14 protein-coding genes are annotated in these 18,707 nt (G+C 58.6%); 4 read left to right on the top strand and 10 right to left on the bottom strand.

Annotated elements, in window-relative coordinates:
• Nucleotides 1-371: 371 nt before the first annotated feature.
• The gene (gene bluB, locus AC13RE_RS05210; protein ID WP_488562543.1) at nucleotides 372-1,112 is read left to right on the top strand and encodes a 5,6-dimethylbenzimidazole synthase; all 741 of its coding nucleotides are present in this window, start codon (nucleotides 372-374) and stop codon (nucleotides 1,110-1,112) included.
• 39 nt (nucleotides 1,113-1,151) lie between these two features.
• Here bluB and AC13RE_RS05215 read toward each other — a convergent pair whose 3' ends face one another.
• The 5 genes from AC13RE_RS05215 to AC13RE_RS05235 all read right to left on the bottom strand — a co-directional run bounded on the left by AC13RE_RS05215 (nucleotide 1,152) and on the right by AC13RE_RS05235 (nucleotide 9,391).
• Nucleotides 1,152-1,787 carry a glyoxalase superfamily protein gene (locus AC13RE_RS05215; protein ID WP_488562174.1) on the bottom strand — a complete coding sequence of 212 codons (636 nt, stop codon included), beginning with the start codon at nucleotides 1,785-1,787 and terminating at the stop codon, nucleotides 1,152-1,154.
• A gap of 118 nt (nucleotides 1,788-1,905) precedes the next feature.
• Nucleotides 1,906-2,616 carry a TIGR02117 family protein gene (locus tag AC13RE_RS05220; RefSeq protein WP_488562175.1) on the bottom strand — a complete coding sequence of 237 codons (711 nt, stop codon included), beginning with the start codon at nucleotides 2,614-2,616 and terminating at the stop codon, nucleotides 1,906-1,908.
• 128 nt (nucleotides 2,617-2,744) lie between these two features.
• Entirely contained in the window at nucleotides 2,745-4,934 is a 2,190-nt protein-coding gene (locus AC13RE_RS05225) for an anthranilate synthase (RefSeq protein ID WP_132717181.1), read from the bottom strand.
• Between the two features lie 255 nt (nucleotides 4,935-5,189).
• On the bottom strand, nucleotides 5,190-6,713 hold the full coding sequence (locus AC13RE_RS05230) for an ABC-F family ATP-binding cassette domain-containing protein (protein ID WP_488562176.1): 1,524 nt from the start codon (nucleotides 6,711-6,713) through the stop codon (nucleotides 5,190-5,192).
• A gap of 422 nt (nucleotides 6,714-7,135) precedes the next feature.
• Nucleotides 7,136-9,391, bottom strand: coding sequence for a TonB-dependent hemoglobin/transferrin/lactoferrin family receptor (locus AC13RE_RS05235; protein ID WP_488562177.1), 2,256 nt, complete (start codon nucleotides 9,389-9,391; stop codon nucleotides 7,136-7,138).
• 319 nt (nucleotides 9,392-9,710) lie between these two features.
• Here AC13RE_RS05235 and AC13RE_RS05240 point away from each other — a divergent pair, with 319 nt between their 5' ends.
• Nucleotides 9,711-10,511 carry an extensin-like domain-containing protein gene (locus tag AC13RE_RS05240; protein ID WP_488562178.1) on the top strand — a complete coding sequence of 267 codons (801 nt, stop codon included), beginning with the start codon at nucleotides 9,711-9,713 and terminating at the stop codon, nucleotides 10,509-10,511.
• A 49-nt stretch (nucleotides 10,512-10,560) separates the two neighbouring features.
• Here the strand turns inward: AC13RE_RS05240 and AC13RE_RS05245 are convergent, their stop codons facing one another.
• Together AC13RE_RS05245 and AC13RE_RS05250 are read right to left on the bottom strand one after the other, a co-directional pair.
• The gene (locus AC13RE_RS05245; protein WP_488562179.1) at nucleotides 10,561-11,400 is read right to left on the bottom strand and encodes a protein-L-isoaspartate O-methyltransferase family protein; all 840 of its coding nucleotides are present in this window, start codon (nucleotides 11,398-11,400) and stop codon (nucleotides 10,561-10,563) included.
• Between the two features lie 160 nt (nucleotides 11,401-11,560).
• Entirely contained in the window at nucleotides 11,561-13,243 is a 1,683-nt protein-coding gene (locus tag AC13RE_RS05250; protein WP_488562180.1) for a formate--tetrahydrofolate ligase, read from the bottom strand.
• A 168-nt stretch (nucleotides 13,244-13,411) separates the two neighbouring features.
• On the opposite strand from AC13RE_RS05250, the gene AC13RE_RS05255 reads away from it, so the two are divergent.
• Entirely contained in the window at nucleotides 13,412-13,927 is a 516-nt protein-coding gene (locus tag AC13RE_RS05255; RefSeq protein WP_015340669.1) for a TIGR00645 family protein, read from the top strand.
• Nucleotides 13,928-13,941: 14 nt separating this feature from the next.
• Here the strand turns inward: AC13RE_RS05255 and AC13RE_RS05260 are convergent, their stop codons facing one another.
• Complete coding sequence (locus AC13RE_RS05260) at nucleotides 13,942-14,907, bottom strand: COG3904 family protein (RefSeq protein ID WP_488562181.1); 966 nt, start codon at nucleotides 14,905-14,907, stop codon at nucleotides 13,942-13,944.
• A 565-nt stretch (nucleotides 14,908-15,472) separates the two neighbouring features.
• Here AC13RE_RS05260 and AC13RE_RS05265 point away from each other — a divergent pair.
• Entirely contained in the window at nucleotides 15,473-16,204 is a 732-nt protein-coding gene (locus tag AC13RE_RS05265) for a helix-turn-helix transcriptional regulator (protein WP_488486196.1), read from the top strand.
• Between the two features lie 143 nt (nucleotides 16,205-16,347).
• On the opposite strand, the gene AC13RE_RS05270 is transcribed toward AC13RE_RS05265, so the two are convergent.
• Together AC13RE_RS05270 and AC13RE_RS05275 are read right to left on the bottom strand one after the other, a co-directional pair.
• Nucleotides 16,348-17,487, bottom strand: a complete 1,140-nt coding sequence (locus AC13RE_RS05270; RefSeq protein ID WP_488562182.1) for a DUF2333 family protein — start codon at nucleotides 17,485-17,487, stop codon at nucleotides 16,348-16,350.
• Nucleotides 17,488-17,684: 197 nt separating this feature from the next.
• On the bottom strand, nucleotides 17,685-18,707 hold the full coding sequence (locus tag AC13RE_RS05275; RefSeq protein WP_488562183.1) for a hypothetical protein: 1,023 nt from the start codon (nucleotides 18,705-18,707) through the stop codon (nucleotides 17,685-17,687).

The following is an 18,707-nucleotide window of genomic DNA, read 5'->3' on the forward strand; positions in this document are numbered from 1 at the left end:
GCGAATGAATTGCAAAAAAGGCGCCGTTGAAATGCAAAACCGCCCGCGCGGATTTTCGCGCAGGCGGCTTATTGACGGTCCATATGGGCCAGGACTTCGCGTTTGTCAAAGGCAGTCACCTTTTCACACGACAATTCGTTGCCGATGTGCGGATTGAAGGAAGCGCCATCCGGGCAGTCCATTCGCGGAACATGAGGAAGACGTTTCCCAAACCGCCGTTCCACGACAATTGGAAGCCGATAATGCGCTCGCCTGTGGAAAATCGTCCTGCTAGTTTGGCTTGCCATCCAGCACTAAGCTGTGCTTCAGCCTGGTGTGCGAGGGTCGGCGATACCGGCCGATACGCCGCCTAATGAAAATCATGGTTGAACATGCCCGCTCCTGAAAAGACTGCCGATGCTACACCGTCCATCGCCGACGCTCCCGCGGGTGTGTCGGACCATCTGGTTACAGCCGGGGCATTTTCGGAGGGGGAACGCAGCGCCGTCTATCGCGCCATCGAGACGCGGCGCGACGTGCGTGACCAGTTCCGGCCCGATCCCCTGCCCGACGATCTTGTCCGGCGCTTGCTCGAGGCTGCTCATTCGGCGCCGTCGGTCGGTTTCATGCAGCCGTGGAATTTCATCCTGATCCGTCAGAGCGAGACGCGCGAGCGCGTGTGGCAGGCCTTCCATCAAGCCAATGAGGAAGCCTGCGTAATGTTCGAAGGCGATCGCCGCGCGCAGTATCAGCGGCTGAAGCTGGAAGGCATCCGCAAGGCGCCGCTTAGCATCTGCATCACCTGCGACACCAAGCGCGGCGGCCCAGTGGTGCTCGGCCGCACGCATAATCCGGATACCGATGTCTATTCGACGGTCTGCGCCGTGCAGAACCTCTGGCTTGCGGCAAGGGCCGAAGGCGTCGGCGTCGGTTGGGTCAGCATCTTCCACGAGAATGCCATCAAGACGATCCTCGGCATACCCGAGCATGTGAAGATCGTCGCATGGCTCTGTGTCGGCTATGTCGACGAACTCTACGACATGCCGGAACTTGCGGTGAAGGGATGGCGCGACCGTCTGCCGCTCGACAAGCTTGTCTTCGAGGAAGGCTGGCAGGATTGCGAGGATATGTGAGGGTGGCTGCTCTGCGGCAATCCTCGACGGATCAAAGTTTTACGACCTGAACGTAACAAACGAGATCACATTTCCATCCGGATCGCGCACGTGAAAATCGGTGCCTCCCCAAGCTTGCTTGGTGAGCGGCTGCGCAAACTTCACGCCTTTCGCCTTGAACTCTTCGAATAATCCCTGGACGTTCGAAACCTCGATCGACGCCAGGATCAGCGCGCCCTCTTTCGCCGCAGCAGCTGCAAAATAGGGTTCATAGACGAGCCGCAAGTGAATCCAGATGCCATCACGCGACACGGCACCGTAGAATGGCGGCAACCCATGCAGAAATTCCTCCACAAAGCCAAGCTTCTCCCTGAAGAAGACTGCGCTGGCCGTCACATCCCGCACGAAAAGGATCGGAACCACACTCTTGAAAATCGGCGGTTCTGCCAATGCGGCCGGCATCTTCGGCGCGTCCGCTGCGACGGACTTCAATTCCGCCCAGCTCCTGTGGCCCGCTTCGACCGCAACGATCTCCTGCGCCAGCGTTAGGGGGAACTTCATCGCCAGGATCTCGCGATCCGTCAGCTCCTTGAAACGATCGAGCATTCGGACTCTTCCGCCAATGGAATAGTCGCGCTCACGGTGCCAGCGCATCAAGAGCTTAGCTTGCTTGCGGTAGGTATCGAGGATTGGCATAGGCAGACTCCTGCTGAGTGATATCAGCGGGCAGGCTTAGCCCTTTCGGCCCGATGCCGATGTGCCCCACAGGAACGACGCAAAGATTAGGATACAACCTGAAGCAAGTCAAACCACCTCAAGGCAGGGCATGGCGTGCTACAAAGCGTTCATCGTCATTATGCAGCCTCAGGGACATTCGCAGCATCCAGGGCAAGGATGTCCAAAGGCCGGAGGTCAATCCCGCCTGCCTCAGCGCGGCAGCCGTCCAGGTGTTGCAACCCATCAAAGCATTGAAATAGCCTCGCGCTTCGAAGAACGCATCGTTGGGTCCGTAGTTGCTGCCAGGCAGAGATATCGGGCCACTGTCAAAGCGATCGAAACTGCCGAGAATGAACTGTTTGAGCCGCTCCGGCCCGGCGGCATCGAGGTTGATCGCAGTGACAGCCGGAGCATCCAGCGGGATATCGCCTGCGAGCTCCACATGAATGACGGAACGGTCGAGCGCGAAGCTCTTCAGCACGGGACCCGCCTTCAAATCAGCCCACGTGCGCGTCTCTGTATAGAAGCTCCTGCCGCCCCAGCCGAAGATGAGATAGCGCAGGTTGGGATTGTCGAGATCGAGCCCGGCCGGCCGCAGGAAGGCGAAGCGGCTCAGGAGATCGGCATCGACGGGAATGGCAATGTCCGTATGGATGGGGTTGCTGAGCATGAGGATTTGCTGGGAGCGTTCGGTGCGGACAGCCGGCCCGTCATGCCAGAGCGGCCGTGGCACGACGATGCCGAGACCGACGAGGAGCACGATAGCAAGAACGACGTAGAGAACGCCCTTGAATATCCTTGAGATCACCGACTGAAAGCCCCCTGCAATACTGAATTTCTTCAGCGGTTTGTTGGCTCTTTCAAGGCATAAAAATAGCCCCATGCACCTTTTCCGAGTGCATGGGGCTAGAAACATCCGAGCTCTAAACGCTCGTCTCAGGCGGCCTTCGTCTTTGCCCGGCGCGCCAGATGCGCCACGACATTCTCGATCATCCGCATGCCGGCATCGCCGCCAAGCGTCATGATCGATTCCGGATGAAACTGCACGGCTGCGATCGGCTCCTTCACATGCTCGATGCCCATGATCGTGCCGTCTTCGCTCTCGGCCGTGATCATGAAGTCGCGCGGCAGGCTCGACGGATCGGCAAAGATCGAGTGATAGCGGCCAACCGTCACTTCGCGGCCAAGACCTGAGAAGACCAGACCGGGCTCCAGCACGCGGATGCGCGAGGGCTTCCCATGCATCGGGATCGCCAGATGGCGCAGCTCGCCACCATAGGCTTCGGCCAGCGCCTGCAAGCCCAAGCAGACGCCGAAGATCGGCAGGTTGCGCGCCCTCGCCTTCTTGATCGTCGCCTTGCAATCGAAATCCTTTGGATTACCAGGACCCGGCGACAGCACGACGAGATCCGGATCGAGCCGGTCGAAGACTTCTTCCGGCACCGGCGTACGTACGGTCGAAACCGTCGCCCCCGTCTGGCGGAAGTAGTTGGCAAGCGTATGGACGAAGCTGTCCTCGTGATCGACGAGCAGGATCTTCACGCCCTTGCCGACGGAAGCGACGTCCCGTTGCTGTTTGCCGGAATTGCCGGTCTTGGCGTCACGGATGGCGGAAAGCATGGCGGAGGCCTTCAGTTCGGTTTCGGCTTCTTCTTCCTCGGGGATCGAATCGTTGAGCAGCGTCGCGCCGGCTCGCACCTCGGCAATGCCGTCCTTGATGCGAACAGTGCGCAGCGTCAGGCCGGTGTTCATGTCGCCGTTGAAGCCGACCATGCCGATCGCGCCGCCGTACCATGCGCGCGGGCTCTTCTCGTGGCTCTCGATGAAACGCATGGCCCAAAGCTTCGGCGCGCCGGTGACGGTGACGGCCCAGGCGTGGCTCAGGAAGCCGTCGAAGGCGTCCATGTCGTCGCGCAGACGGCCCTCGATATGATCGACCGTGTGGATGAGGCGCGAATACATCTCGATCTGCCGGCGGCCGATGACCTTGACCGAACCCGGCTCGCAGACACGGCTCTTGTCGTTTCGATCGACGTCGGAGCACATGGTCAGCTCGGACTCGTCCTTCTTGGAGTTCAAGAGCTTCAGGATCTGCTCGCTGTCGGCAATCGGATCGTCGCCGCGCTTGATCGTGCCCGAAATCGGGCAGGTCTCGATGCGGCGGCCGGACACGCGCACGAACATTTCTGGCGAAGCGCCGACGAGATATTCCTGATTGCCGAGATTGATGAAGAAGGAATAGGGCGACGGATTGATCGCCTTCAACCGCTTGGAAATATCCGACGGCTTGCTCTCGCAGCGCTCCATGAACTTCTGGCCGGGCACCACTTCGAAGAGATCGCCCTTACGGAAGCTCTCCTTCGCTTTGACAACCAGTTCGGCATATTCGCCGGGGCGATGATCGCTCTTCGGCGGAATGGCATCGGTGTGGCGGAACGGCTCGGGCGCGATCTCGCCCGACTTGCCTTCCGTCGATACGCCGCCCTTTGCGAAATCGTATCGGTCGATCCAGGCCTTGGCGGAATAGTTGTCCACCACCAGGATTTCGTCGGGCAGGTAAAGCACCATGTCGCGCTGGTCGTCCGGGCGCTTGAGCTTCAGATCGATCGCGTCGAACTGGAAGGCGAGATCATAGCCGAAGGCACCGTAGAAGCCGATGCTGGCATCCGCCTGCGAATAGAAGAGATCGGTCACGGCGCGCAGCACGGTGAAGACCGTCGGCATTTTCGAGCGCTCTTCCTCGGTAAAGACGCGATCCGGCGTCTTTACGGTCAGATCGAGCCGGCGCGGCGTCGAAGCGCCGAGAACGACCTCCGAAACCGTCTTCAGCTTATCCGCGATGAAGCCGAGAATGATTTCGCCGCGCTCGTTATAGGCTTCGATCCAGACATCGCGCCCATTGCAGGACAAGCCGAGCGGCGGATCGACGATGGCGGTATCCCAACGCGTATAACGGCCGGGATATTCGTAATTGGAGGAGAAGACCGCGCCGCGGCGCTCGTCGAGTTTGTCGATGTAGGACAAAACCGCATCCGCATAGGGCGTCGGCCGACGCTGCCGGGTGACGGTGATGCCGCCCTTCGTCTCGTAGATTTCCGCACCATCATCCCGAAGGATCGTTACCATTGTTCCTCACTCCGTTATCGGGCCCGGACGACAGGCGGCCAATATAACAAAAAAGCCGCCTCGAAATCTCGGGCGGCTCACTCGTCGTCTTTGAACACGATTGGTCGAGGCCGCCTCAGCGTGCCCACCACCAAACCGCAATGTTGTTCAAGGACATGTTCATGGCGGGAATTGTTAGCGTGAGATGCCACGATGCGCAAGCCGCAATCTTGGGGAATGGGCAGAATCGATTTTTCGTCTCTGCCCATCCTTCTCTCATTCCTGCGCTCTCGCCGCCTCGAAGAACTCCTCGGGACCATCCACCTCGACCAGCCGCTTCCGGTCGATCAGCCAGAAGCGATTGCCGATAGATCGCACGAAGCTGCGGTCGTGCGAGACGAGAAGGCAGCTAGCCTCATTTGCCGTCAGCTCGCCCTCCAGCGCCTCCTGGCCATCGATATCCAGATGGTTTGTCGGCTCGTCCAGGAGGTAGAAGTTGGGATTGGTCAGCCGCAGCACCAGCATGGCAAGCCGCGCCTTCTGCCCGCCGGATAGGCGGCCGATCTCTTTGCCCTGCATATCGATATTTATCCCGACCCCGACCAGCAGCGTGCGGGCACGTTGCTCGCCGAGCTCGAACAGGCGCGTGACCATGCCGAGCGGCGTGTCCTTCTGATCAAGATTGGAGAGCCCCTGATCGCTGTAGCCGAGCACGATGGATGGCGTCGGCTTGATCGTACCGCCGACCGCCTGATCGGCAATCGCCCTGCGTATCATCTCCACGAGCCGCGTCTTGCCCGCGCCATTCTGCCCGAGCAGCACGATGCGGTCGCCCTGGCAAATCCACTGCTGACCGGTCTTGAACAGCAGCGTACCGTCAGGCGTGGTCACCGATGCATCCTCCAGCGTCAGCAGCACCTTGGCGTGGATGCCCCGATTGGCGAGCTTGATCGAACCGGAGGAGCGCTCGCGGTAACCCGGCCTCGCGCTATCCTCCAGCTTCTCGGCCCGCGCCTTCAATTGCTTCGTCTTCACCGTCAAAAGATCGCTGCCGGAGTTGACGCCGAGATTGTAGAGCTTGGCCGCCTGCTTGCGCAGCTGCTGCGCCGTCTTCATCTCCTTCTGGTAACGGCGCTCATCCGAGGCATCGACCTCGTCCAGCGCCGCACGCGCCCGGCTATACGGCAAGGCGTAGGTTGGCGACTGGTCCTGGCGCAGGAACAGGGTTCGATTGCAGACGGTATCGAGGAAGGCACGGTCGTGGCTGGCGATGATGACGGGCACGTCGCGCGGCAAGCCATTCAGCCAATCCTCCAGCAGCGCGATCTTGGCGAGATCGAGATGGTTGGTCGGCTCGTCGAGCAGCAACACATCGGGCTCGGTTACCCAGACGCGGGCAAGCATGGCAAGCCGCTGCCAGCCGCCGCTGAGCTGCACCAATGTTCTTTCCCGCATCGCCGCCGGCACGTCGAGCGAATCGAGAGTGACGTCGACACGCCAGCTCTCGCTCTCTACCTGCTCCTTGGGCAAAGCGCGCAGAACGGCGTCATAAAAGGAGACATCCATCAGGGCCGCCGGCACATTCTGTTCGACGTAGCCGACGCGCAAGCCTCGCGCGCGGGTGATCTCGCCCGTGGTCGGCTCCTGCCTACCCGTGATGCAGTTGAGCAGCGTGGTCTTCCCGCGTCCATTCGCGGCGACGATGCCGACGCGGTCACCGGCATCGATGGTGAAGTTGAGATTGGAAAACAGCGGCGCACTCATGGTGACGCCGAGATTGCGGAGATTGATCAGAGTCATGGTCTTTTCCGGTCTCGATCGAGCATCTCAAGGCATTGCCGGCGGCTCCTTTTGCCGCGCTAAACCGATGCCAAAGGCCCAAGCAGGCCAATACTCGAAAACATGTCATGACGCGGCTGCGCAAATACGCCGGCTCACGTCGCCCAAGGGGCAGACCAGGAGGAATGAGTGAGAAACAGCCTCTGATCAGCCCTGCAAACGCATCTGCAGGGCACGAGTCGGACCGAACTGGCGAATATGCCAGACTATCTTGGTCATATGGTCCTCCTCTCTTTTCTCTCGACGGGTTGAAGACTGTGGGCGTCAAATAGCATTGAAGCCTGCGATTTACAATTGCGCAATTTTCCCGATGCCACGCAAGAGGGCAAAAAAAGAGGGCGACGCCGAAGCACCGCCCAAGTTTGCTGCATCGATGAGGTGGCTTAGAACCTCTGCGTCAGCGTCAGCTTGAAGGTCCGGCCAGGCTCGGAATAATAGGATGCGGGTTGGGTCAGCGTGCCACTGTAGGACGGCGCGTTAAGCGCGTCGTAATAGGTCTTGTTGAAGATGTTGTAGACGCCGCCGCGAATGCTGAGGCCCTTCACCTGCTCCGGTTCCCACCAGGCAGTCAGATCGAAGATGCCATAGGCAGGGGTCTGCAGCGTGTCGCCTGTCTTCTTCGCCTCGCGCGCTGCGGTGACGAAGGTCAGGTCCGTCCCCCAGACGTCAGCCGCATAGCCGACGGTGAAGGCCGCCTTGGCCGGAGCGACGGAATTGATCCATTCTCCGGTATCGGAATCCTTGCCGTTCACATAGGCGACCGAGCCCTTTATGTGGATGCCGTTGTCGAACTTCTTGTGCGCGTTGACCTCGACGCCGAACATGCGGACGTTGGCGCGATTGAAGTATTCGGTAATCCCGAGCGGATAGGTGCCTGTGGGATCGCGATAGTTCAGCGTGTCGATGAAGTTCTTGTACTTGTTATAGAACGCACCGATATGGCCGCCGAAATCGTCGTCACCAAGGTTGGTGCCGATTTCGATGCCGTTGCTGGTTTCGGGCTTCAGGTCGGGGTTGCCGTAGGTGACATAACCGCCGGGCACGCCGTAGTTGACGTAGAGTTCGCTGACACTGGGCGCACGGAAGGCCATCGCCCATTGCGCATAGAGCTCGACATTGTCCTGCGGCTGATAGGAGGCGCGCAGCTTCGGCGAGAAGCGGCTGTCGGATTGCCCGGAGGACAGGCCGTTATAGTTGGCGCTCTCGCGATAGGCGGCCGTGTTCTTCGGCGAGTAATCGTACCAGTCGAAGCGAAGACCCGGCGTCAAATAGAAATTGCTGGAGCCCAATTCGATCTTGTCGTCGATGAAGGCGCCGACGCGCTTGCCATCGACATCAGGCATATCGGACTGGTTGGTGTGCAGGAAGGCGCAAGAGGCACGCCAGCGAGGAAGTGCGCAGCTATCCTCACCGGCCGAGTACTGGTGAACCTTGTCGAAGGCAACATCGAGACCAAAAGTGACTTGGTGATGCAGGCTGCCTGTATCGAAAGACTTCGATGCATTGCCGGCGAAGCCGATGCTGCGATCTTCCATTTCATTACGGCGCCAATAGTCGCCGGTGACGGATGTATAGCGATAGCCTTCCACACCGCCTTCACGCAAAAGGTTCTGCCAGTAGAAAACGGCGTTGGCGGTATCGAGCAGCGAATCGGCACTCTCGGCTTCATATTTGTAATCGAGCGACACGCGATTGCGCTCAACATTGTCTGTCCCGTTATAGTTGCCGGGCCGGAAGTTTCCGGTCGCGCTCTGCAGGGTCATGAGATCGGTGGTTTTGTCCTTGTTGTAATGCTCGGCCGCGATGCCGAAGGTGCCGATGTCGGTATATTGACGGATCTTGAACAGGCCACTTCTCTGATTGTAGTCAGCCGGGTTAGCCTCGGTACGCTTGGTGGAATAGCCGCCGATATCGCCGTTGTTCTCAAGCTCATGACCATGCGTGTAGCCGCCCTGGAAGAGAACGGCGGTATTGTCGATGCGCTTGGCAACCGCGGCTGAACCGCCGATGCTGCGGTCGTCGCCATTATAGCCGAACTTGAAAACACCGCCCCAGGTAGAACCAGGCGCAATCAGATCTTCCGGCTCCAGCGTGCGCAGCACGAAGGCACCGCCGAGAGCGCCCGAACCGGCACGACTGGAATCGGCGCCGCGCACGATATCGACGCTCGAAAGCGCGTTGAAATCAAAGCTGTTGACGCCGCCATTGCCACCATTATTGGCGCCATTGGCGTTGCCGCGCGAAGCATCGAGAAGGAAAGGAATTTGAATGCCGTCGACCGTCGTCAGCACACGGTCATCACCGAGGCCGCGAATATTGACACCGCCGGTAGCGCGGTTGAAGCCGACGCCGACCTCGGTGCTGCGGCCGAGATCCTCGATACGTGTGATTTGCTTGTCGTCGATGTCCTGAGCCGTCGTCTCACTTGTGGTCGGAGAGTCGGCAAGCACATCCTTGTTTGCCTTGCCCTTCCCAGTCACCACAATCGGTTTCAGATTGGTGACGCGGTCGCCCTTGGCGGCCTCGCCCGTCGCCTCTTCGTTCTGAGCTGCGGTCTGCGCAAGAGATGTCGTCGCCAGCCCGAGCGCGAGAAACGCAGTGCATGCCAAAAGAACCGAGCGGGATCGCCGGACAACCATAACCATTCCTTTCGAATTGCTCCACCGGGCTGGCTGGTTGCTGCGTCGAATGCAGGCAAGGGGCTGGCTAGGTTATCTTGTTAACGGGCGGAAATATCCCGCCTTCTTTCTGCCGCATAAAAAACATGAGTATTATTGTCAATATATTCGGCGTGCATAATCATGAATAAAATTGTCATCTTTTAAGACAAGAAGCGAACGTTGCTGAATTGCAACGAAATCACAGCTTCGCGCGTTCTATCGGCATCATCATTAGAACTGGCTGAATTACTTGATGCTGTTTAGAATTATCTCATTAGTCTCCGCCGCCGTCCTTCTCATGGCCACGTCTCTCCCTCAGACCGGCCCGATACCCGAGCAAAAACCGAGTCAGGAACAAGTTCAGCCGGATGGCAAAGCGCCGATCCCTGCAGAAAAACCCGCAGCATCACCAAACGGCCCCGTCATTCCGGCGGAAAAACCGACGGCTCAACCGGAGGAAAAGCCGGCGTCACAGCCGGAGGAGCAGACAAGTGGCCAACAGATGCAAGGCCCTCCCCGTCCGCCCCTGACCATCGCTTCCGAACCGGATGACGAACACCAGGCCTGCCTGAAGGCGCTGACCGCCATCGGATCAACCTTCAAAGAGATCGCCCGCATCGATGATGGCAACGGCTGCGGCATCGACAAGCCGATCGCGCTTAACTCCCCACTGCCGGGCATAGAATTCAAGCCCGAAGGGCAAATGCGCTGCGAAGCCGCTCTCGCCTTGGCTCAATGGATGAAGGAAAGTGTCATTCCGTCAGCCGCGGCATTGGACAATGGCAAGATCGTCACGATCAACCAGGCCTCGACCTATGTCTGCCGGCTGCGCAACAATGCTTCCACCGGCAAGATCTCCGAGCATGCCCGCGGCAACGCCATAGATGTCGCGAGCTTCACCTTCGAAAACGGCAAGACCATCGCAATCGAGCCGCGGCGCGAAGATCCGACGCTCACAGGCGCATTCCAGCGCGCAGCCAGCGCCTCGGCCTGCCTTTATTTCACGACCGTTTTGGATCCGGAAAGCGATGCCGCGCACGAGACCCATTTCCATCTCGACGTCATCGAGAGGAATGGCGGCTTTCGCTATTGCCACTAGAAATGCGTCGCGGAATCGACGGGGTGTTGATCTTTAAATTCCGTCATATTCAGAGACCTGCATTTGAGAACCACAGGTCTCTATAGATCGCAACCGCCGTTTCATCCGGCGCTCGATCCTGGGTGAGCCAAACCGACTGGATAGAGCGAGCCTCGCCTCCATTTGGCGTCTTCGTGGTTTGCATGGGATCGGAAGCTCCGATGCAGGGAATGAAATAGGCGGGCATCAAGGCGCGGGCGCTGAACCCCTGCTCTGCGCGTGTGATCAGGACAGCAAGCCCGACCCTATCATTCGCCTGCCAGGGCACGATGATCCGGCCGCCGAGGCGCAGCGCCTGCAACCACGATATCGGCGGCGCCACCACCCCCGCACTCACGTAGATCAGATCCGCTTGCGGAAGCTCCAGCTCGGTCGCATCGGCGCAGATGACGGAGGCGTTCTCGAACGAGGCAAGATTATCGCGGGTGCGGCTGGCCAATGCCTCATCGATCTCGACGGCGTGAACATGGCCGCCCGGTGCCACCAGCGTCGACAGAATGGCCGTGTAATATCCAGTTCCCGTGCCGATCTGGATGACCGTCTCACCGGCCTGCGGCGCGACGGCACCCAAGAAGGCAGCATGGAGAAACGGCTCGCCATTGTTGATGCCCTTGGATTTGTCCAGGGAGACCAAAACATTCTGATAGAGAAAGGCGGGATCGCTGCTTGGTGTTTCGAGATGGCGTCCCTTCACCACGATCTGCCAGGGCCCTGGCCCCATGAATGCCTCGCGCTTGACAAGGCGAAAGGCTCGTTCCAGCCTCTCATCGGAAGAATTGCTGGCCGCTGCCATCATCTTCGCATGGAAGTCCCGTATCTCATCCAAACTTGCGCGGCTGTCGGCAGTCACGATCCGCCTCCATCTTGACGATGCTTGGACCGAGCCGATTTGTTTCGGATTTCGCCAAGGTCAATAGGTTAGATATCCTACCAAAATTGGATGACAATAGTTGCGGGCGAAGCTGCCAAGCCGGCACTTCCCGACCGACAAGTTGAATCGGATTCTGAACTTAAAACAGTCCTTCGATGTATCCATGATCATTGAGAAAAATCCTCTCGGCTGCCGGCGATTTCGGCAGTCCGGGCATGGTCATGATCTCGCCGGTAATGACGACGACGAAGCCGGCCCCGGCCGAAAGTCGCACCTCGCGAACGGATACGATGTGGCCTTCGGGTGCTCCCCGGACATTCGGATCGGTCGAGAAGGAATATTGCGTCTTCGCCATGCAGACCGGCAGATGCCCGTAACCCTGGTCCTCCCAGGACCTGAGCTGATCGCGCACGGCCTTGTCGGCAGTCACCTCGCCGGCATGGTAGATCTTCGAGGCGACGATCTCGATTTTCTCTAGCAAAGGAAGATTGTCGGGATAGAGCGGCTGGAATTTCGCCTGCCCGGATTCGGCAAGCTCCACCACCTTATGTGCGAGGTCGGCAATGCCGGCCGAGCCCTCGGCCCAGTGCCGGCAAAGAATCGCCTCGGCGCCGAGGCGTGCGACATAATTCTTCAGCGCCTCGATTTCGGCTTCCGTATCCGAAACGAAGTGATTGATGGCGACGACGACGGGAACGCCGAACTTGCGGACATTGGCGACATGCCTGCCGAGATTGGCGCAGCCTTTCACCAGGGCTTCAACGTTCTCCCTGCCAAGATCGTCCTTCTTGACGCCGCCGTTCATCTTCAAGGCCCGCACGGTCGCGACAATTACGGCCGCATCCGGCGAAAGCCCGGATTTGCGGCATTTAATGTCGAAGAATTTTTCCGCTCCGAGATCGGCACCGAAGCCGGCTTCCGTGACCACATAATCGGCAAGCTTCAGTGCCGTGCGCGTCGCGATCACCGAATTGCAGCCATGGGCGATATTGGCGAAGGGGCCGCCATGCACCAGCGCCGGATTGTTCTCCAGCGTCTGCACGAGGTTCGGCTGCATGGCGTCCTTCAGGAGCACGGCCATGGCGCCATCGGCCTTCAGATCGCGGGCATAAACCGGCGTGCGGTCGCGGCGATAGCCGATGATGATGTTGCCGAGCCGCTTTTCCAGATCCTTCAGATCGGATGCCAGGCAGAGGATCGCCATCACCTCCGAAGCGACGGTGATGTCGAAGCCGCCTTCGCGCGGAAAACCGTTCGCAACGCCGCCAAGCGACGATACGATATCGCGTAGCGCCCGATCGTTCATGTCCATCGCGCGCCGCCACGTGATGCGCCTGAGGTCGATATTCTGCTCGTTGCCCCAGTAGATGTGATTGTCGATCAGCGCGGCGAGCAGATTGTGGGCCGACGTGATCGCGTGGAAATCGCCGGTGAAATGGAGGTTGATATCCTCCATGGGGATGACCTGCGCATAGCCACCGCCTGCCGCCCCGCCCTTCACGCCGAAACACGGACCGAGCGAGGCCTCGCGCACGCAGACTACCGCCTTCTTGCCGATGCGGTTCAGGCCGTCGCCGAGGCCAACCGTCGTCGTGGTCTTGCCCTCGCCCGCCGGCGTCGGATTGATCGCCGTGACGAGGATCAGCTTGCCATCCTTCTTGTCAGCCTGCGCTGCAATGAACGCGGCACCGATCTTTGCCTTGTCGTAGCCGTAAGGTGCGAGATCTTCCGCCGGAATCCCGAGCTTTGCGCCGATCTCCATAATCGGCAGCTTCTTTGCTGCGCGCGCAATCTCGATATCGGATGCCACGGTCGTCGCCATAAGTCTCGCCCCCAAACATACGGTCATTTCCCTGTCGGGATAAACCAATATCTATCGGGTGTGAATAGTGGCGAAGTACTCTGTTCGTCGAAACGCACCGCCTTGTCTCAGGACGCAGGCATGCCTATTTTCGGCGTCCAATGCAAAGCGAGAAGGAAAGATAAAGATATGAAGTCCCTGGAATTGCTGGTCGAGCGCATCATCCTCTCCAGTCGCTGGCTCCTGGTGATCTTCTATCTCGGCCTTGCCGCTTCACTCGCCGTCTACGCCGTTTCGTTCGCCTATAAGTTCTACAAGGTGGCGATCAACGTCTTCGCCTATGACGAAGCCGACATGATCCTCGCCATTCTCGGCCTCATCGACGCCGCCCTAGTGGCAAGCCTCATCGTCATGGTAATGATTTCCGGCTATGAAAATTTCGTCAGCCGCTTCGACGAGGCCGAAAATGGAGGCGAGGTTTCCTTCATCGGCAAGCTCGATTCAGGCAGCCTAAAGATCAAGGTCGCCTCTTCGATCGTCGCCATTTCCTCGATCCACCTGCTGCAGATCTTCCTGAACGCTACTCAATACGACAACGCCAAGCTGATGTGGTTCACGATTATCCACCTGGCCTTCGTCGTGTCCGCGCTATTGTTGGGCTTTCTGGAAAAGATCATGGCGAAAGCAAAAGCCAAAGATAGCTGAGGCCGGACGAGCGGCTACTTGCCGGCCATTGCCGATGCGCTCGTCATCGGCGCAGCGGTCGTCGACGGTGCCGGCGCGACACAATCGGAAATCGATTGATTTTCCTTGCAGTTGCGCGCCGAGACTAGAGCGTCGGCATCGGCAAGCTCCGTCGTCAGCTTGAGCCTCAACGCGTCCATCTGCGAAAGTAGATGAATGCCGTTCGGGTCAGTTCCAAGCATCAGATCGACAAGTCCCCGGTCCACACCCATTTTGTCAAGGAAGCTCACCAGCCTCGCCCTCTGCGCCTTGTCGAGCTTCGTCGTATCGTATTTACCGACGAATTTGCGGCCGATTTCCTTCTTGGAGATGATCTTGCGCCTGCCGTCCACCATCTCATATTCGGTGCGGTACTGGACGCGCACTTCGCTATAGGTGGTGGTGATCTGATGAACGCCCAGCAGCGCGAAGGGGCTGGAAACGCGCTGAACGCCGCCTGCAAAAAACAGCGGGCAGGCCGAAAAGCAGATTGCGCCGTCGGAAAATGGCTGACCTGTGATCGAACCGTCCTTGGCAAAAGCAGCCGAGCAAATCGGCTCGGCATAGGGACACGCCCGCGAGCGGGTACGGCCGACTGCGATCGAAAGCTTTTGCTTGCGAATGATGCGAGCCATCTCCATCGCTGCCTTGACATCGCCCCCCGGCGAACTGACGACGATGGGCAGTTTACGGTTGCCCACCTGCTTCAGGACTTTCTGCAGCTTCCGCGGCGTATCCGCCATGATCTGCCCTTCAGCGGAGATCCAGTCCGGGCAAGTGCTATCGGCTCGGCATTGGCCCATCTCACCGTGAACGAGCGAAAACTCCATCGGCGCGCCAGCGACAGCGCCGGCAGCTTCAGCCAGCATAGGCGAAACCAGAAAAAGCGAAACGCCGGTGACGAACCACAACAGCGTTTGACAACAGCGCGCCTCAAGCTGCGGAAAGAAGCGAAAATTCATAAGCTATACGCCTGCAAGCGATTACCTTGGCAAGACCGATAGCAACCGCTTTAGGCCTCCGCAAGGCGCACTGACACGGCGACGCATCATTTGAATAAAACTCATGGCCGCCTTCACGGAAAGCCTCGCGTGCAAAGAAGTACGTTTCCAAAAATTGGCTGCCGGCGCACTCAAAAGCGTGAGATTTCATGCCAGCTTATGCCGTGGGCGATAAACTGCGAACGGTACAAAACAGGCATTCCTGAAGCGCCGCCCAAAGCGCAGAACCCAGTTCAAAACCTCGGTTTCAGGCTTAATTTTGACATAGTAGAGAAGCGTCATCAGACCTCTTCGATCGTCCCGGCGATGACGTCAAATGTATGATCGCGTCGAGATCCGGCCAACAAAAGGATGGTCGCGGGCACTTATCGCCCATTTTGGGCGAAGCCTGCGGCAATTGTATGTTTAAATATTAAAATATATGAAAATGAAAATTATTTCTGGCCGTGTGGTATTTTTGCGTCTAGCATTCACTCATAAATCGAGTATTTGATGTCGATACCACGCCGCGGACACCTTAACTCATATGTCCTATATCATTACCGCCGAGAGACAATTGCTGCTTTCTGCCGAGTTGGCTGCCGCTCGGACACAGGCGGCGTTTGCAATGGGCCTGGAACGGACGGGATCGGCTTTTGGTTTCAGCCATGTGGCCCTGATGAACGCGCCGGTTCCCGATGATACGATGATGACGCCGCTGCTTATCGAGGGGACGGTGCCCGCACAGTTCGTGCGTGAGTTCGATCGACATCATCTGGTTCGCCGCTGCCCCATGCTGCTGCGCACGCGTGATTCAGTGATGCCGCGCGCGTGGCATCTGCTGGAAAAAGATGCCGAACCTGACGCCGATGTGCCGGGCGAGCTTCGAGCACTCCTGATTAGCTACAATTGTCCGATGAGCGTCGTAATCCCGGTCAATGCTCCGGATGGCCAGCGCCTCGTTTTCTGGTTCATGGGCAATCGCAACAGCCTCGGCCAGAGTGAAATCAACGAACTCACCTTGATCATGCTGCAGGCGCTCGATTCCTATAACTGCCTCAAGCGCAACGGTGGTGCCGCGCCGCATTCGCTTTCGGCACGCGAGCTGGAAGTGGTCCGCTGGACGGCCCAAGGCAAGACCTCGATCGAGATCGGCCAGATTCTTTCGCTCTCCGACCATACGGTCAACGCCTATATGATGAACGCGATCAAGAAGCTCGATTGCGTCAACCGTACCCAACTCGTCGCAAAAGCTATCCGCCTGAAGCTGATCAGCTAGAGCTTTTCTTCGAATCACGAAAACGCGCTATCTTCTTGTTTTACGCGGTTCCGGACGCAAGACTGCTTCGCACTTTTGCTGGAACTGCTCTCGCCGAACTCCCCTTCAAGTACTCTCTAAATTGAACCCGGCAGCCGGACCCGTTAGCGACCGCCCAGGACCGTGCGGATTTCCACAAGGCTCGAGCGAACCCGCAGAATATGGAAGCCCATGGTTGCAAGATGGCTCGGCATGAAGGAGCTGTCTTCAGGCCCATTGGAAATGATGAAAGGTTGAATGCGCAAAGCCGTCTGCAGCTGCGTCGTGACATCGGCCCAGAGCGTGGCGACATTGCGTTCGGCGATTACCTGCTGGAAATCCGAGCGGGCCGCCATCAGGATACCATAGCTCGCGTAAAGCTGCCCATAGGCAAACCAGAAGCGATCGTCAGCCCGCATATCCAGCCAGCCATAGCTGTGATCCCCCGCCCTCTTGGCCAATATATCCGCCGTGCTGCCGAGATCGTTGGCAATGTGGTCGACGAACTGCAGGAGATTGTCGGCACGCCCGTCAAAAATCGCCTTGCAGTTGCCGACGTCGCTATTGAAGCTGCGCAGATTGCTCATTGCAGCGCGATAATAGCTTGGGCTCGGGGTTTTCGGTCCGAAGGGATGCAGACCAAAATACCAGCTCGACTCGTCGAACTGCAGGTTGCCGCGCGCCTTCTGTAGATCGCTGTTGATGCCGGATGTTCCGCGCACGCGGCCGAGCGTATCGACCAACTCCGCCGAGGTGCGGCGAACGACCGAATTGATGCCCCGCTGGAAGGAAGCCTTGTTGTCGAGGAAGGGCGTGTCATCCCATGAAATGCCGAAGAAACCGAGCTTGTAGAGCAGCATCGAGGAAATCCAGGCATTCTGGTTGACGTTGAAATCGATCAGATCGGTGGCAACGTCGACGACAGCCGAGGTTTGGCAGGTCTTAGGTGCTGTTGCAGCCGCCTGCTGACTGTCCGTCGCAGGCAGCTCCTGTCCGGCGGAATATTTGCGCTCGGAGAATTTGTAGACGTCCGGGTAGGCCGGATTGAACCCGGTCCAGACCTGCGTTTGCCAAACGAAATAGACATAAAGCAGCGCCATCAGCGCCACGAAGGCAGCAAGCGGCAGCTTGATCAGCCAGTTGCGCTGCCGATACCAGCCATGAGCGGCGAGAAATGGCCAGCTTAGCCCGACGAAAACCAATCCCAGCCAGCGTGCGATAGCGGCCCAGATCCGCTTGAAGAACGCAGTGATCGAGTCAAGCATGGACACGCCTCCTAAACCCTACCGTACATCCTGCCGACACGCGAAGGACGCACCACACCAAACTGCGCAATGGACGCCGCGAAAATCGCCGCGGTCCTCGGATCATTAAGTCCTTATCGCCACTCGCGTTCCAGCAAATATGTGTTCTTGGGAAAAACAACAACCGTCCGAACGGAATTTTCCGTGACGGACAGCAATCAACCCTCAGGTTGCGTCTCTGCCGCCACTTCGCCCGGATCTGAGGATGCGTGCAGCGGATGAGGCTCCAACCGTCGTTTGAAGACAGCATCGACATGAGCCTTGCGCACGGCAAGATCATGCCCCGCCAGCACATTCGCCTCGAAGGCCTGGATCAGGCTCTCGACCGCTCCCGTTCGCGAAAGCCTAATCGATGCCGGCTCCACTTCTGACGCCAATGCCTTGAGCAGGGCGATCCGCTGCTCGATATCGACGCTCAGCTTGGCTGCCATCGCGCCGATGGCGGCGATCTGATTGTTCAGGGCAGCCGCCAGCCCTTCGTAAATATCTATGAGGCGCTGCCGCACGGTACGGCGGGATTGAAGCTCCTGTTCTTGCCGCCGAATGTCATCCTGCTCGGTCACCAGAGCGCGATAGTCCGCTTCGAGTTCGGACTGCAGATCGGCATGGCGTGAAGATGGGCGGTTGCGCCTCTGATACATGAGCTTTTCCGCCAGGACGTCGGCCCGGCGCTGCACCTCCTCTATTTCGAAATCGAGCTTCCTCCGCCTCTCGATCACGCCTTCGAGTTGAAGTTCGCATTCACGAAAGCACCGGGAGAATACGGGTCTCGCCTGCTTGAAAAGAAGATCGAGTTCGGCCGATACCGCAAGGGCCGCGTCGACATTGACGATGATCTCATCCGGCCCCATGGGTCTGCGTGCAAGCACCCGGCTGAGCAAGCCTGCATTTTCAAGGCCGATCTTCTCATTGAACAATCGTCGATGCTGCAGATCAGCCTCGTCGGTCGCATGATCCAGCTCTTTGACGAGCGACAGGGCGACTGATTTCCAACGGTCGAGTAATTCGACCGCTTCGCGAACAAATGCCTCTTCGACGGGAAAATTAACGGCTGCGGCGTGCTCGCTGTCCTTGGCGTGGCGGGCGAGCGTCGCTACTGCCGAATTCACGTCATTCATAGCGTCTTCGAGCGTCGTGCGCGCCCTGTCGAGCGTGCCATCGAAGGAATGAGGCCTGAGCAT

The sequence above is a fragment of the Martinezella sp. CNPSo 3959 genome, assembly GCF_057784355.1.

Excerpts from the sequence above, each read along its gene's own strand:
- bluB (WP_488562543.1), top strand. The coding sequence starts at position 372 with ATGCCCGCTCCTGAAAAGACTGCCGATGCTACACCGTCCATCGCCGAC.
- AC13RE_RS05215 (WP_488562174.1), bottom strand. The coding sequence starts at position 1,787 with ATGCCAATCCTCGATACCTACCGCAAGCAAGCTAAGCTCTTGATGCGC.
- AC13RE_RS05225 (WP_132717181.1), bottom strand. The coding sequence starts at position 4,934 with ATGGTAACGATCCTTCGGGATGATGGTGCGGAAATCTACGAGACGAAG.
- AC13RE_RS05230 (WP_488562176.1), bottom strand. The coding sequence starts at position 6,713 with ATGACTCTGATCAATCTCCGCAATCTCGGCGTCACCATGAGTGCGCCG.
- AC13RE_RS05235 (WP_488562177.1), bottom strand. The coding sequence starts at position 9,391 with ATGGTTGTCCGGCGATCCCGCTCGGTTCTTTTGGCATGCACTGCGTTT.
- AC13RE_RS05240 (WP_488562178.1), top strand. The coding sequence starts at position 9,711 with ATGGCCACGTCTCTCCCTCAGACCGGCCCGATACCCGAGCAAAAACCG.
- AC13RE_RS05250 (WP_488562180.1), bottom strand. The coding sequence starts at position 13,243 with ATGGCGACGACCGTGGCATCCGATATCGAGATTGCGCGCGCAGCAAAG.
- AC13RE_RS05255 (WP_015340669.1), top strand. The coding sequence starts at position 13,412 with ATGAAGTCCCTGGAATTGCTGGTCGAGCGCATCATCCTCTCCAGTCGC.
- AC13RE_RS05260 (WP_488562181.1), bottom strand. The coding sequence starts at position 14,907 with ATGAATTTTCGCTTCTTTCCGCAGCTTGAGGCGCGCTGTTGTCAAACG.
- AC13RE_RS05265 (WP_488486196.1), top strand. The coding sequence starts at position 15,473 with ATGTCCTATATCATTACCGCCGAGAGACAATTGCTGCTTTCTGCCGAG.
- AC13RE_RS05270 (WP_488562182.1), bottom strand. The coding sequence starts at position 17,487 with ATGCTTGACTCGATCACTGCGTTCTTCAAGCGGATCTGGGCCGCTATC.
- AC13RE_RS05275 (WP_488562183.1), bottom strand. The coding sequence starts at position 18,707 with ATGCTCAGGCCTCATTCCTTCGATGGCACGCTCGACAGGGCGCGCACG.